Origin of the sequence: Cupriavidus sp. D39 (assembly GCF_026627925.1) — a bacterium.
In the GTDB taxonomy this organism is placed as follows: Bacteria; Pseudomonadota; Gammaproteobacteria; order Burkholderiales; family Burkholderiaceae; genus Cupriavidus; species Cupriavidus ulmosensis.
In genome coordinates, this window is sequence record NZ_JAPNLE010000001.1 from 435,571 (window position 1) to 449,878 (window position 14,308).

Genomic DNA, 14,308 nt, shown 5'->3' on the forward strand with positions numbered 1-14,308 from the left:
GGCCCCATCGCGCCACTGCTGCGCTTCAGCGATCCACAGGACGCTATCGCGCGAGCCAACGCCCTGCCCTTCGGGCTGTCGTCCTATGTCTTTACCGAATCACTGAAGACGGCGACGTACGCAAGCGGCGCGCTGGAGGCCGGCATGGTCAACATCAACCATTTCGGCAGCGCCCTGGCGGAAACGCCGTTCGGCGGTGTCAAGGACAGCGGTGTCGGCAGCGAAGGCGGTACGGAGAGTTTCGACGGCTACCTGGTTATCAAACACATCACGCATTGCTAGCGGACAAGTGCCGCGCAAGCACCTTGCGCATTCATTGACCGGCGCCGCAAAACAACTACACAAGAGTAAAGGAGCACGACCCATGGCACTCAAGACCATTCAGGAGATTCCCCGGGAAATCCCGGTCATCGCCGAACCCGACGTCCTCGTCGTTGGGGGAGGCTCCGCCGGCCTTGCCGCCGCCTGCGCCGCATCGCGCGGCGGCGCGCGGACGATGCTGATCGAACGCTACGGCTTTCTTGGCGGCACTTTCGCCGCGGTGACGCTCGGCGGCATCTGCGGTACGCATATGATCGTTGACGAACAGCGGCTGGCGCGCGTGGTAGGCGGCATCTATCTCGAACTGGAAGATAGGTTGAAGCAACGCGATGGCTTCCTCGATCCGCTGCGCCACGGAAAAATCGTCGGCTCGCCGTATGAATCCGTCGCATTCAAGATGGTCGCGGATGACATGGCAGCGGCCCATGGCGTAGACGTGCTGCTCCACACCTATGCCGTCGGCGTGCAGAAGGACGGCCAGCGAGTCACCGCCGTGATCGTGGAGTCCAAGGCGGGCCGCGGCGCCATCGTGCCGCGCGTGGTGATCGACGCGTCCGGCGACGGCGATGTCGCTGCGCATGCCGGCGCGGATTTCGAAGTCGGCAAAGGCGACGAGAGACAGTTCGGATCGTCGATGTTCCGCTTCGTCAACGTGGACGTGGCGCGCGCCGCGCGCCTGACCCGCCCGCAAATGCGCGACTTGCTGGAAAGCGCCGTCGCCGAAGGCTATCCTCTACCCCGCACCACTATCGGCATGCATATCAACCCGATCGACGGCGTGTTCCATCTCAATGTGACCAAGTTGGGCGATGGCGACGGACTGCCGTTCAACCTGCTCGACCCGGCCCAGCTGACCGAGGCCGAGCGCACCGGTCGACGCCAGGTATCAATGTACGAGGAGGTATTCCGCAAGTACGTGCCTGGATTCGGCAAGGCCCGGGTCATCGATATCGGTGCCGGCGTCGGCATCCGCGAGAGCCGGCGCATCCGTGGAGACATGACACTGACGGAAGCCGATGTGCGCGGGTGCGTGAAACCGGACGACCGCATTGCCTGTTCCTCGTGGGCTCTCGAGAAACACGGTGCCGGCCGCGACACCGTGTGGGACTTCCTGCCCGACGGCGAGTGGTACGGCATCCCCTATGGCTGCCTGCTGGTGAAGGGGTCCGACAACCTTGTTGTGGCTGGCAGGAACCTGTCTGCCTCCCATATGGCGCAGGCTTCCGCGCGAATCGGTGGCGCCTGCTTCGCCATGGGCGAGGCGGCCGGGACGGCAGCTGCCATGTGCCTGGCGCATGATGCCAATCCCCGGGCAGTGCAGGTGAAGCCCTTGCAGGCACGGCTGGAAAGCGAGGGTGCGATCCTGACGCCGCGCGCCTAGGCACCGCGTCACTTTGCCAATCCAAGGCCCCGCGAGGCGACCAGATATACAAGGCATGAGCGGCTCGTTACCAGCAAGGCAGGCATGCGAGCGGTTGCAAACGCGTGGCTCGCCCGGAGCGGATTACACTTCGAGGCGCATGCCATTGCCGCGAACTCCACGATGAAACAGACGCGCCAGCGGGAAGGCGCGCGGCGCCTCCTTTGCCCCAGCAGCGTATTGCTGCTCGAAGTCAGAGCGCGGTCGCGGCACTTGTGGAACGTGGCCCGTCGCGACTCTGCCTTTCCGCTGGAAGCTTACTGTGCCGCCGTACACCTGGACCTGCGGCGATGCCTTGAGCGCGATGCGGTTCGGGAAGCAGTGGTGCTGGTGGCTTGCGCGGCTGAATTCGCGCTGCCGCTAGCCCCGTTACTGCTTGAACGTTGCGCAAGCAAGGTCGCGATCTCGCGCGACCCTGCCTTGCGTTCCCTGTACTGGGCGTCCACTCGCCGCTTGCATCAGGCAGGCCGCACGCGCTTGCCTTGGCGAGATGGCATGCCGGCCGGATAGCGGCCTGTCCGGTGCGATATGGCTACGCGCGAGAGGTTCGCCCTGCTCGACGATAGAACCAGCCGGCCAGGCTAAACGACCTGCCTGGCTTCCTCGGCCTCTCGCAACAGCCAGCGGCGCAACATTTCCAGCTTGGGGTCATTCCGCTTGGCGGCCGGATAGACCAGGCAATAGGCGTCGGCGGTGGTGAACGGCTCGTCGAAGGGGACAAGCAGCCGCCCGAGCAGGACATCGTCGTTGACCAGCAGGCGCGGCAGAAGAGCCACGCCCAGGCCGGCGACGGCGGCCTGCATGATCATGTAGAAGTGTTCGAAGCGCGGGCCCGCCCAGGCGTTGACGTCTTGCACGAGCTTGGCGTCGAGCCAATCGCGCCACCAGTTAGGCCGACGGGTCTGCTGCAACAGCACATGTCGACGGAGATCCTCCGGGGCATTCAACGGGAGCTGGCTGGCGAGGTAGGCGGCGGAACAGACCGGTACCACCTCATCCCCTACCAGGCGGTGCGACAGCACCGAGGGCCAGTCGTTGTTGCCATAGTGAATCGCCGCATCCAGTGGCTCGGCATCCGTATCGAAATCGAAGGGCCTCGCCCGCGTGGCGAGGTTGACCAGGATTTCCGGATGCTCGTTGCTGAAGCGTTCCAGCCGGGGGATAAGCCACTTGACACAGAACGCGGGCGGCGTCGCCAGGTTCAGGATTCCGCCCTTGCCCTGATGGGCCAGCAGGTTGACCGTGGCCGCCTGCATCTGCTCCAGCGCCGCGCGAATGTCGCGCACATAAGTATGGCCTGCATCGGTCAGCACCAGCCTTTGCTTGACGCGCTGGAAAAGCAGCACACCGAGATACTCTTCCATGACGCGAATCTGCCGGCTCACCGCGCTCTGCGTCAGATTCAGCTCCAAAGCCGCCTTGGTGAAACTCAGGTGTCGCGCCGCGGCCTCGAAGGTACGCAGTGCAGCGAGAGAAGGTAGTTGCCAGCCCATCGTGCAAGGTTATACCAATCGCTCATGGGATGACAACTACATATCGCTTGAGCGTCCCCTCTCCAATCTTCCAGAATGAGTCCACGCATTTGTTGCCGCCGTGCCGAGCTTCACGGTCATTTCCAAATGAAGTGACGCGCGGTGGAAAAACCCATCACGCACAGGCGTCAACCGCGGCTCTGGTGCAAATTGCGGGCGCGAGCGAAAAACGGCGTAATCGCCGTTCCATCATCGTGCTGAAAGCACTGCCTTCCAAACAGCAGGCGCAGTGGGATCTTTGAGGTGCAGCTTTGTGAGGTTGAGTTTACCTTTTCGAATGCGATGCCGCAGGCGAGGCGCGAACAAGCACCCGGCGACCCCTCCCGCGCCCCACTTGCCCTGCGCCGCTGATTTTTCTCCCTAATCTAGACTAGAGCTGTGTCAGGATTTCCGCGATGCGGGGACTTTTCTCGGCCTCCCTGTAGGCGAGGGCTCTGACGAGATCTCCGCGCCTTCTTCTGGTCTCATTCGGAAACTTCGCCGTCACAAGATCGAACTTCTTCTGCACCCATGTATGCACGTCCGGCAACTCGGCTTGAAGAATGTCGGCCGCCCATTTGTCCAAAGTCAACGTACTCCTTTCGCCACCCTCGTCAACGATGGAATAGTTTGTCTTCTCGTCATCAAACATGCCTCGCTCCCTGAGCCGGCTACCGGCCGCTCGACTTATACCTTAACCATGCATAGTTAAGCGGATGGTCTGCTGGCCGCCTTGCCAGCGAAGGGACTTAGGTACACTGGCAATGTATGTATCGATACATCGCAATACATACAAACTCAGCAGGCCGGTGGAAACACCGGCCTCTTCATTTCAGCGCGCTCTATTCACCGAAACGGGTAAGGGAAGGACCGCAGCCGACCCACAAGAGACACTCGCAATTCCCGCAAGCGGTCATTCAACGTTTGAGATGAGCGCCAGCCGGCAGTGTATGAAGCCCGCTTGTGGCTGTCCGATCCACAGCGGGGCTAGGGGCCTGCATCGCTTGCGATTTTTGAGAACTTAACGAATGCGACGATTTCTGGAAAGGGCCACTTTCCGACCTCGAGCACTTGCAGTTTCGAGATTTCGCCATCTTTCGGAAGGTCGTCGAATTGGTCATGGTGGACGGAAACGAACCAGGCCCAAAACGCTTTCGCTTCGATGGGGATCTTCCCCGCAAGAAGCTGAAGCATCACCACGCCATCCATGATGAATTCGGCCGTCAGCTGAAGAAGCGGCCCGACGTTAATCGATGCATCTGGATCGCGATCCGCGTGTTTGAAGAAGTTGTACGGGTAGTTTACGCTCATAAGGAACGACTTAACTTCATCGTCCCGGCGTGCCGCGGCGTTCTTGACCGCACTTTGCACACCCTTGCGCTTTCCCACGTCGCTCAAGATCTGATGAGCGGACGCCACGATCGTGTGTATCGCGATTGCATCGCGCTCCTCGAAGAAGAGCAGGATCGCCTCGCGCAGTTGTCGTGAGGCCGCCTCGATTTTCGTCACGATTTCGACTTGCACGCGGCCTCCAGGCGCCTACCGTTGAAATTCAGCGGCACGCTTTAGCGCGTCCGCTGCAATGAATTGCTGATTGCACCTAAGGTGCTGAATGACATAGAGATTACCCAGACCGGGTCTCCTTATCAATCAAGATTCATACGAACACCGCCAGTGTCCGCTTTGCGCAACGACTACCAACTGTCCGCTGGCCGGCAAGCGCCCGATCGACCCCGAGATCCGCTACTCCGGCGCCAGCCGGCAGAAGCCGACCCACAACGGCCTTTCAACATTCCAGCTAGCGGACGTTCGTTTGCCGTGCGATCCGATGATCGGGAATAGAGCGTGGTAAGGCATCGCACCAAAGATCGACAACAACACACGATTACCGCCGCAGCCACCGGTACACCGCGATTAGCAAGTCGACGCCTCTGGTTGTCAAGACGCTGTTTTGGGCACCGTTAGTATCAGCCCCTTCTGGCAGGAACCGCGCAATTTCGGCTAGTTCTTCGGCACAAAATCTGAAGTCCGGAAAACCGATTGGTCCACTTTTTCAGTCCGACGGACACCAGTGATCGTCCCATGTTCGCTGGTTGTCTGCAAGCGCACAACCACGGCTCCTCCGATCATGAAGTATTTTCTCCTATGCTATAGTCTCTGCACTCACGTGACTGGCGCATACAGATAGAGCACTATCGGGGAGCGTGAGGTTGCTAGCCGCCGCGCGCCTGGGCATTACCTACTATCCTTGGAGATGGGTTATGCCTGATTTCGCACATTTGCTCATGTTCGCTCTTGTGGCGTTGGGAATGGTTTTAACGCCGGGGCCGAACATGATTTATCTAATTTCCCGCTCAATTTGCCAAGGTAGACGCGCAGGCCTCATTTCGTTGGGAGGCGTTGCTCTGGGCTTTGTGTTTTATATGCTCTGTGCGGCATTCGGAATTACGGCTTTCGTATTTGCGGTACCTTACGCATACGACACGCTTCGCTTTGGCGGCGCTTTGTACCTTCTATATCTTGCCTGGCAAGCGGTCAAACCGGGCGGACGGTCCGCGTTTGCAGTGCGCGACCTACCGGTCGATACCCCAAGGAAGCTCTTTAGCATGGGGTTTATCACTAACCTGGCGAATCCAAAAATCGCCGTCATGTATCTGTCTCTGCTTCCCCAATTTATTACGGCAGGACACGGCAGTGTTCTTACCCAATCGCTGGCGCTCGGCAGCGTTCAGATTTCGATCAGCCTCGCTGTGAATGCACTTATCGTCGTGACGGCCGGATCGATATCTACCTTCCTGTCAGGACGCCCGCAGTGGCTATTAGTGCAGCGCTGGCTGATGGGAAGCGTTCTGACAGGTCTGGCGGTGCGGATGGCATACGAATCCAAGAAATAGCGACACCTTGTCAATACGTCGGCGAAGGTGAAAAACATTTCATTGGGTTCCGAAAGGAACACTGCGCCTCAACCCTGCTCGCCCCGCGGCACGATTGCGACAAACGCGCATCCTGTTCGGGGCGCGCTGCGCGCATTTGCCGATGCTATCAAGCTCGACGAGCTTTGAGAGCGCTGGATGGTCAAGGAAGGTGCCACGTTCGTCGATTCGGCAATGCTGGGGTGAACACGGCGCCTGCACCCGGCAATTGTCAGCAATCCAGGCCTTAGCCGCGAATGTCTCAAACTGGCCGGTTATAGCCGTCCGATCCGGCAGCCTTTCTCGACTGAACGACCATTGAAACTTCCCCGAAGCTGCCGCCGCAAATACGCACCAGGCGAACGGTCGCGTTTCAAGCTGGTCCGGCGCCCGCAGCGCGTCGTCGCGCACGGGCCGTCCCGTGCGACAATTTGGGTAGCGGCTGAGCACCCGCCGCGCCTGAGCGCCCATGCCGCACCGCGACACGTCAGGCCATTCAGGGCCATACATCATGAACCGACAAACACCGGCTTTGTACCCCGACTGGGTAAGGCATGCCGAGCCGATAGAAGGCGTCGAGCGCATCGAAGCGTGGTTTCTGTGGCGCGTCACTAAACGTTGAACCGGTTTCCCTTCTCCGACCACGGCGAGGAGCGATTCCGCTCATTCAGCTTTGAACTTGTGACTCACCTATCTTTGAATATTCTCGACCTGTCTCACTGAACCTTGAACCATCTCGCGCTGCGAGATAGTCACTTCAATCGCGGGAAATCCCGCCCCGCTTTCCAAGTACCCCAAGTGCCGTGCACACCGGTTGCACACGCGCGAATCACGCAACTCAGCCCGCAAGAAACGCCGCGAAACGGTCAATGTCCACGTTCCCGCCGCTAACGATGATGCCCACGCGCTTGCCCATCAGTTCGGCCTTCATGCCGCGTGCGGCGGCGAGGCCTAGGCAGCCGGTTGGCTCCACGACCAGCTTCATGCGTGACGCAAAGAAACGCATGCCATCGACCAGCTCCTCGTCGCTGGCGGTAAGGATATCGTCGACATCACGGCGAATGATCTCGAACGTGTGACGGCCTAGGTGCTGCGCCTGCGCGCCGTCGGCGATGGTCTTCGGCGTATCGATATGCACGATCGCGCCGGAGCGGAACGATTGCTGGCCATCGTTGCCGGTGGCTGGCTCTACGCCGTAGATCTTGCACCGTGGCGCCAGTGCGCGTGCGGACAATGCGGAGCCGGAGAGTAGGCCGCCGCCGCCCAGGCAGACGAACAGGGCATCGAGCTCGCCCGTTTCCTCGAACAATTCCTTGGCGGCGGTTCCCTGGCCGGCAATCACGTCCGGCTGGTCATAGGACCCGATCAGCGTCAGGCCCTGTTCCTCCGCCAGCTTTTGGCCGATTGCCTCGCGGTCGTCGGTGTACCGATCATAGAGCACCACCTTGCCCCCGTAGCCCTTGGTCGCCGCCACCTTGGCAGCCGGCGCGTCGTGCGGCATGAGGATCGTCGACGGTATCCCCAGCAATGCCGCCGACAGTGCGATGCCCTGCGCGTGGTTGCCGCCGGAGAAGGCGAGAGCGCCCCGGCGGCGCTGCGCGGCATCGAAGCGCGCCAGCGCATTGAATGCACCACGAAACTTGAAGGCACCAGTGCGCTGCAGGTTCTCGCACTTGAAGAAAAACGCGGCGCCCAGTTCCTTGTCGGCGGTCTGGGAGCGCATCACGGGAGTGCGGTGGGCAAAGCCTTCAATCCGGCGCGCGGCCGCTACCACGTCATCGAAGGTTGGAAGATTCAGCATCATCGTTAAAGTCTTGTTGGATTGAAGGCGCTGTCAGTGCCGATGGATTCTGGGGCCCCTGAGCATCGATAGCACGCCGCTGGGTAGGCGTGCCATCGTCATGGCCTGCGGCGCCATGTCGGTCAGATTGCAACTGGTGCGAAAGCCTCAATCAAATCGCGGGCCGCTTTCTTGTTCCTGCTCGAGCAGCTCTTGCTGCTTGCAGGCACTCAGAGGTGCGATCAATCTGTTCATATTATCTATATCTGGATAATTTGTAAACTCATAACCAAGGGACGTGGAACATCCCCGGTCCTGACCAAAGGCCGCGGCCGCCCCGCGCGCGTATGCAACCAGCGCCTTCACGTCGCGCCACCGGGCAAATGCAGCGCCCATCATTGCCGGTGAACGGCCGCTTCAAGGTGCCTTCTCGGCCGTTCGACTCTTGAAAAATCGAGAAGAATCGGTCTCCGACTGTCCGGGGCGGGGACCTTTAGCGGGTAGGCCATACGAAATGGCCTTGTGCGCAGGGCGTTCAACGCTAAGCGAATATCCAGAGAAGTTGGGTGAATCGTGCCTGCCGGCCTAAGCATGGCCTAAGCAGGCGGTTCAACATTGAGTGAACAAAGTTCAAGGCTCAATGAATCTCGACAGTTTCACGGCAGCGCGTATGCCATGCACCGCCATGACACCTATGCGATTGGTCGCACGCTCGCCGGCGTCCAGAGTTTCAGCTATCGGCGCAGCCAGCGAAACAGCCTGCCCGGCAACACGCTCGTACTACATCCCGACGAGGCTCACGATGGCCAGGCGGGCACCGAGGAAGGGTTCCAATACCGGATGATCTATGTAGAACCGGCCCTCTTTCAGGATGTGCTCGGCGGACGAGCGCTACCGTTCCTCGAAGGAGGCGTGACGACCGATCCGCGCCTTGCGACGGCAACCGCGACGTTGCTACAGCACGTCGGCTACACGCTCGAGCCGCTCGAACAGAGCGATGCGCTTGCTGAACTGGCGCACGCGCTTGCCGCCGTTGCCGGTACGCCCCTGCGACGCTCGAAAGGAAACTTCCTCGCAGCTCGGCGCGCACGCGACTATCTGCATGTGAACTGCGCGCGCGTCGTCACGCTCGACGAACTCGAAGCGGCGACAGGCCGCGATCGCTGGAGCCTGTCGCACGACTTCCGCACTTTCTACGGCACAAGCCCATACCGTTATCTGACGATGCGGCGCCTCGATGCGGTGCGCCATATGCTGCTCGCTGGCACCGCGCTCGCACACGCTGCTGCGGCTGCGGGTTTTGCCGATCAGAGTCACATGACGCGACACTTCTCGAAGACATTTGGACTGACGCCGGGGCGCTGGCTCCAAGTCGCGGGTGGCCTTCAGCGCGGCTGAAAACACCCACGATCGTTCAATACGGCCGCTAGGAGCATGCGTATCCTCAAAGCATCAACCTTTGAACGGAGAGAACAATGTCCCAATCCTCGAACTACCCCACCGTGCCGGTCGCCAGCGGCCAGTGCCAGACCATCAATCTGATCGGCAAGATCGCGCAGATTAACGGTCACTGGCAACCGCGCGTCGTCGCTGAAATGAACGATTATCAGTTCAAGGTCGTGAAGGTCGAAGGAGAGTTTCAGTGGCACCGGCATGCTGATACCGACGAAACGTTCATTGTCCTCGAAGGTGAGTTGCGTATCGATTTTAGGGCGGGACCTTCGGGCGACGGTTCAATCGTACTGCGTGCCGGACAGATGGCAGTGGTGCCGAAGGGCGTCGAGCACAAGCCCTGTGCAAACGCAGAAGTCAAGCTGCTGCTGATCGAACCGCGAGGTGTGGTGAACACGGGCGACGGCGCGACAGGCGAGCGTACTGTGGAGAACGACCAGTGGCTTTAAGCTGGCCACTGGGGCATGACAGATGAGTTGTCAGAGCGGACGGGTACGTCTACGGAGGCGCGATTGTCGTCGATTTGGACGCGCCAGTTCAATGTCCGTTCGTGGCCGCGCTCTGCCTCACAAGTTGACTCCGCAGGCAAGCTAACGGCGCGAGTTATGCAAAAGGCACAATGCGACCCGAAGCTGCCAATCGTTATTCTCGGAAGCGGTCCTTCGAATGCCTAAGGCTACGCTGAAAAAGGTCAACGCCGTTGGGCGGTGAATCGTTAAATGCGGATGAAACAACAGACCCTTGCGATGGCGGCCGATCAAGGCGCCGGATTCGAACAGTACCGTCGGCCAACCAAACGTGATGTGTTCCTTGAGACGATGGAGCAGATCGTGCCGTGGACGCAGTTGTGCGAGGTTGTCGAGCCGCACTATCCGAAGGGTCAAGGCGGTCGCCCGCCAGTTGGTCTGGAGCGCATGCTGCGCATGCACTTTGTGCAGCACTGGTTCAACCTGGCGGATGAAGCGTGCGAGGAGGCGCTGCTGGACAGCACCGCATTGCGGCGATTCGTTGGGATTGACCTGGGGCGCGAGCGCGTTCCCGATGGCACGACGCTGTTGAAGTTTCGCCGGCTGCTGGAGCGCAACAAGCTCGGCGAGCAGTTGTTCGCCAAGGTCGGCGAAGTACTGCAAGGGCGGGGGCTGAAGGTTGGCACCGGCACGATCGTGGATGCCACCATCATCGGGGCGCCCAGTTCCACGAAGAATGCGGACAAGGCGCGAGACCCCGAAATGCATCAGACGAGGAAAGGCCAGCAGTGGTACTTCGGCATGAAGCTGCACATCGGCGTGGATAGCCAGACGGGACTGGCACACAGCGCGGTAGTGACGGCTGCGAACGTGCATGACAAGCATCCGCTGCCGGCTCTGCTGCACGGCGCCGAGCGGCGTGTGTACGGCGACAGCGCCTATGCGAGCCAGAAGGAACTCATTGCCAGCAAGGCACCGCACGCGAAGGACTTTACCAACCAGCGTGTGCGCAGGCGCAGTGGTGAAGTCGATGACGCCAGACGCTCGAAGAACCGCAACAAGTCGAAGATACGTGCGCGGGTCGAGCACGTCTTTGCGGTGGTCAAGCGGCTATGGGGTTTCGTCAAGGTGCGCTATCGCGGCCTGGCGAAGAACGCCACGCGCGCCTTCACAGCACTGGCGTTGAGCAACATCTACATGAGCCGCGAGCGGCTCATGGCACAGGTGCGTCCATGAGCGGCCAAAGTGGGTCGGGAGACCCGCTTACAAGGCCCTTCGGGGCAAGAAAATCGAACCAATCGCGTCGCTGATCTCGCATTCCGAAATTCAGCAACAGGCCGTCGACGAAAACGGCGGCTTCTTCAGCGTAGCCCTAACCCATCGAGAAACCTTACTACGCGGTCCCGTGCAACAATCTGGATTTTTCGAGTGAGGATCGACTTAAGCCATGACTGAACATCGCTGCAGAAGGTTGGAAATTAGAAGGCTGTCGCCGCCGGAATGGATGCACGCATACCCTGTCATCGCTCAACTTCGGTCCCTTGAAGAACCCGAATTCTTGGAGCGGACCCGCCTGCAATCGTATTCGGGCTATGAGCTTGTGGCAGCATTCCATGATGGGCAGATTATCGGAGTGATGGGCATGAGACCCGTCCACACCTTGGCGCGCGGGGCACACCTTCATATCGATGACCTCGTGGTCGAAGCGACGCGCCGAGCGAGCGGTGTTGGCCGATCCTTGATGGAATATGCCGAAGCCGACGCCCGTGCTCGTGGTATGACCGCGATATTTCTTGACGCGCGGCCGGACGCCGTTCCGTTCTACGAGCGAGAGAACTATGTGCTACACCCCGCACCATCAATGAAGAAGGTTCTGACGCCGCCTTAAGTGTGCGATTCACAGACATCGTTTCACTTTCTTGAAGACTGTTTTCTTGGCGTGCTTGAGCTCGTGGCTCCGGTAGAAGACGCGAGCTCAAGCACGCGCCGATGATGTTCGGCAAGGATCTTGTCGACTCGCCATTCGCGGTGCCGGATTCGCTCTTTCCGCTTGCCGTAGGCACTTTCGACCTGCTCCGCGAGAGGCGTGATTCCGCTCACTTCTGCGATGCGGTCGACGGGTGTCTTGCCGCCGAGTGAGCCGTGCGGGCGGCGCCAGTTGTAGTCGAACTGCCACTCCTCGATGTGCCGGTCAATCTCATCCTCGGCCGGAGCATGGTGAGACCAGAACTCATTTAGGTCAGTCAGCTGTGAGCGCTCGACCTTGCCATTGAGGTGTGGCGAGCGTGGCGGAATCGGTCGAAATTTGATGCACTCGCTCATCAGACGCCGCTGCACTGATTCGGCGAAGAACTCGCCGCCCCTATCAGTCTGGATACGCTGGATTGGAAGCGGCATCTCCTCGATGACGCGATGAAGAAAAAGCAACGCATTACAGGCATTTCTGCGCGGATAGACAGCCAGTACGCGGAGGCGCGAGCAGTCGTCGATGGCCGTGTACTGATAGACGCCTCGCGCGATCTTCATCGTGTCCATCTGGACCCGATCGCCAGCAACCGGGCGGCTATAGCGTTTGGGGTGTGCCGGCCTCCTTGAACGCACTAACGGCTTCACAGACGCTTCCCATAGCACCTTGTGAATGGTCGCGAGGGACAGTTCTCTTTGTCCGTGGAGCCGCAACTCGTTCTGGATGCGCCGTGCGCCCTTGTGCTCGGCGCGTAGCCGGAGAATCGTCGCCCGATCAGATTGGGAGACCTTGCGGTTTGGACTGTTGAGAGGGCGGCGACTTTGAGAGCGAAGGTCTTCTTCTCCAGCATCCCGGTAGCGTCGTAACCATTTGCGAAGTGTCGGTCTCGAGATGCCACACCGCACACACGAGACCGGCGTTGCCGGTCTCGTGATACATCGCCACCCACCGCAATCGAGTCGCAATCTCACGGTCCATCGCTTCATTTTAGTTGAAACGATGTGTGTGAATCACACACCTTAAGGTAAGCCGACCACGGTCAGCGCGATTCGCCCACGTCTTCAGCCTGTGGATTGTCAAAAATTTGCAGCCATTGCTGACGGTCCGCTCCTGGCCCGCCGATCTTGCGATGAAGTGTTTTAGCGAGCATGCGCGGTGGCCCACCTGGACAACCGCTCATGGCGATGACGGAAAAGAAACTTGAGCACGCCTCCAATCACGCGTGGCCACCCTGGCAGCCATCGCGTCGGCGAACGCAATTCAAAAGTTAGTTTATCGTGCACTTCACAACCGCCGCTAATGTCGCGGATGTTCCGTTCGTGAATCCAGGTCCGAATGCCGAGCATTCGCGACGTCTCCTTGAATCGAAATCCGGGGCCCACTTCAGCGAGCGTGATGTCGTCGAAATCTATCGGGAGCACGCCCAAGACAAGGAGCCAGCTTCGGCCCAGACAGCGCCCAAGTGGGAGTTGATCGATCGACCTGCCTCGCAGTGCGGCAGGGACCGTCATGTGTAACCACGGAAACAGTTCGTCGTTGATTCCTTGCGGCGTCGTCACACGCGACCACGCTGCAGCGGCGCTTACCGCAAGTGCTGACCTTCGTTCGAATGTCGTTTTCACAGTCATTCCCATGTTTTGGTATTGTTATCCCGGCCTGCCGGTCTCCGCTCGGTCGAAAGGTTCTGCACGGGCAACCATTCTTGACACCGGGTGGCTGTGATTGTCGACGATTCAGGTGGCGACGTCGAATGTCTCAAAGTGGCCGCATGCGGCCATCGAAAACAAACTGTTGGCTTGCCAGTCCACGCATGCGCTTCAAGCTGAAGATTCGCATGGTCGCGCTATTCTTACCGATCAACCTTCGGAGACGGCTTGGCCAGGGACTGCGGCAGCATCCAGAGCCAGCATCGCGGGCCCGATCATCGCCTGCAAGCGGGCGCGGCTGACGCCGTCGCGGGCCTGTACGGAGATGCCGTGCAGCAGCGCGCCGTAGAGATCGCCAAGCGCGGCGATGTCGGTGTCCTGCCGCAGTTCACCGCTTTCCACCGCCGCATGCAGCCGGTCAATGATGGATTGCGTGCGCTGGCGGCGGTGTTCCGCCAGCCAGTCGGCCACCGGTTCGTTCTCGAGTGCGCAGCTGCTGGCCGCGGACACCACCAGACAGCCATGCGGACGACCGCGTTTGGTGTAGGTCCGCGCCGCGTCGTTGAGCAAGCGGGCAATGGCCTGTCTGGCCGACTCTTCTTCCTGCATGGCGCGATCCGCGAAACCGCCTTCGCCTGCTTCGTATAGCGCCACCGCTTCTCGGAACAACGCTTCCTTGCTACCGAACGCCGCGTAGATGCGCGCCGAGGCCAGGCCCAACGCCTCGACCAGCGTCGACATCGACGCGCCTTCATAGCCGCGCTTCCAGAACACGGTCATGGCCGCATTCAGGGCTTGGTCTCGATCAAATTCTCTGGGGCGTCCGGCCATGT

At 60.2% G+C, this 14,308-nt stretch carries 14 protein-coding genes, 1 pseudogene and 1 riboswitch; of the genes and pseudogenes, 7 read left to right on the top strand and 8 right to left on the bottom strand.

Features of this window, described 5'->3' with window-relative positions; genetic code table 11:
- Positions 1-6 precede the first annotated feature (6 nt).
- Both OMK73_RS02215 and OMK73_RS02220 read left to right on the top strand, forming a co-directional pair.
- Positions 7-282, top strand: coding sequence for an aldehyde dehydrogenase family protein (locus tag OMK73_RS02215; RefSeq protein ID WP_267600720.1), 276 nt, complete (start codon positions 7-9; stop codon positions 280-282).
- Between the two features lie 82 nt (positions 283-364).
- Positions 365-1,702, top strand: coding sequence for an FAD-dependent oxidoreductase (locus tag OMK73_RS02220; protein WP_267600504.1), 1,338 nt, complete (start codon positions 365-367; stop codon positions 1,700-1,702).
- Positions 1,703-2,322: 620 nt separating this feature from the next.
- Here OMK73_RS02220 and gcvA read toward each other — a convergent pair.
- The 3 genes from gcvA to OMK73_RS02235 all read right to left on the bottom strand — a co-directional run bounded on the left by gcvA (position 2,323) and on the right by OMK73_RS02235 (position 4,776).
- On the bottom strand, positions 2,323-3,234 hold the full coding sequence (gcvA, locus tag OMK73_RS02225; RefSeq protein WP_267600505.1) for a transcriptional regulator GcvA: 912 nt from the start codon (positions 3,232-3,234) through the stop codon (positions 2,323-2,325).
- Between the two features lie 409 nt (positions 3,235-3,643).
- Complete coding sequence (locus tag OMK73_RS02230) at positions 3,644-3,904, bottom strand: hypothetical protein (RefSeq protein WP_267600506.1); 261 nt, start codon at positions 3,902-3,904, stop codon at positions 3,644-3,646.
- A 335-nt stretch (positions 3,905-4,239) separates the two neighbouring features.
- Positions 4,240-4,776: a hypothetical protein gene (locus tag OMK73_RS02235; RefSeq protein WP_267600507.1), complete on the bottom strand. Its 537-nt coding sequence runs from the start codon at positions 4,774-4,776 to the stop codon at positions 4,240-4,242.
- 633 nt (positions 4,777-5,409) lie between these two features.
- Positions 5,410-5,493, top strand: a riboswitch (ZMP/ZTP riboswitch).
- A 20-nt stretch (positions 5,494-5,513) separates the two neighbouring features.
- Here OMK73_RS02235 and OMK73_RS02240 point away from each other — a divergent pair.
- Positions 5,514-6,146: a LysE family translocator gene (locus OMK73_RS02240; RefSeq protein WP_267600508.1), complete on the top strand. Its 633-nt coding sequence runs from the start codon at positions 5,514-5,516 to the stop codon at positions 6,144-6,146.
- A gap of 856 nt (positions 6,147-7,002) precedes the next feature.
- On the opposite strand, the gene OMK73_RS02245 is transcribed toward OMK73_RS02240, so the two are convergent.
- Entirely contained in the window at positions 7,003-7,968 is a 966-nt protein-coding gene (locus tag OMK73_RS02245; RefSeq protein ID WP_420715434.1) for a threo-3-hydroxy-L-aspartate ammonia-lyase, read from the bottom strand.
- A gap of 144 nt (positions 7,969-8,112) precedes the next feature.
- Positions 8,113-8,310, bottom strand: a complete 198-nt coding sequence (locus OMK73_RS02250; RefSeq protein ID WP_267600509.1) for a hypothetical protein — start codon at positions 8,308-8,310, stop codon at positions 8,113-8,115.
- Between the two features lie 288 nt (positions 8,311-8,598).
- Between OMK73_RS02250 and OMK73_RS02255 the strand changes: the two are divergent.
- From OMK73_RS02255 to OMK73_RS02270, 4 genes and pseudogenes are all read left to right on the top strand, one after another.
- Positions 8,599-9,342 (top strand): annotated as a pseudogene (locus OMK73_RS02255) (AraC family transcriptional regulator); the annotation flags it as partial.
- A gap of 77 nt (positions 9,343-9,419) precedes the next feature.
- A complete protein-coding gene (locus tag OMK73_RS02260) occupies positions 9,420-9,845 on the top strand; it encodes a cupin domain-containing protein (RefSeq protein ID WP_267600510.1) in 426 nt (141 codons plus the stop codon).
- A gap of 276 nt (positions 9,846-10,121) precedes the next feature.
- Complete coding sequence (locus tag OMK73_RS02265; protein WP_267600512.1) at positions 10,122-11,099, top strand: IS5 family transposase; 978 nt, start codon at positions 10,122-10,124, stop codon at positions 11,097-11,099.
- 211 nt (positions 11,100-11,310) lie between these two features.
- Positions 11,311-11,751 carry a GNAT family N-acetyltransferase gene (locus OMK73_RS02270; RefSeq protein WP_267600513.1) on the top strand — a complete coding sequence of 147 codons (441 nt, stop codon included), beginning with the start codon at positions 11,311-11,313 and terminating at the stop codon, positions 11,749-11,751.
- Between the two features lie 23 nt (positions 11,752-11,774).
- Here the strand turns inward: OMK73_RS02270 and OMK73_RS02275 are convergent, their stop codons facing one another.
- The 3 genes from OMK73_RS02275 to OMK73_RS02285 all read right to left on the bottom strand — a co-directional run bounded on the left by OMK73_RS02275 (position 11,775) and on the right by OMK73_RS02285 (position 14,306).
- The gene (locus tag OMK73_RS02275; protein ID WP_267600514.1) at positions 11,775-12,815 is read right to left on the bottom strand and encodes an IS481 family transposase; all 1,041 of its coding nucleotides are present in this window, start codon (positions 12,813-12,815) and stop codon (positions 11,775-11,777) included.
- A gap of 153 nt (positions 12,816-12,968) precedes the next feature.
- The gene (locus OMK73_RS02280) at positions 12,969-13,451 is read right to left on the bottom strand and encodes a hypothetical protein (protein WP_267600515.1); all 483 of its coding nucleotides are present in this window, start codon (positions 13,449-13,451) and stop codon (positions 12,969-12,971) included.
- A 234-nt stretch (positions 13,452-13,685) separates the two neighbouring features.
- On the bottom strand, positions 13,686-14,306 hold the full coding sequence (locus tag OMK73_RS02285; RefSeq protein WP_267600723.1) for a TetR/AcrR family transcriptional regulator: 621 nt from the start codon (positions 14,304-14,306) through the stop codon (positions 13,686-13,688).
- Positions 14,307-14,308: the final 2 nt, after the last annotated feature.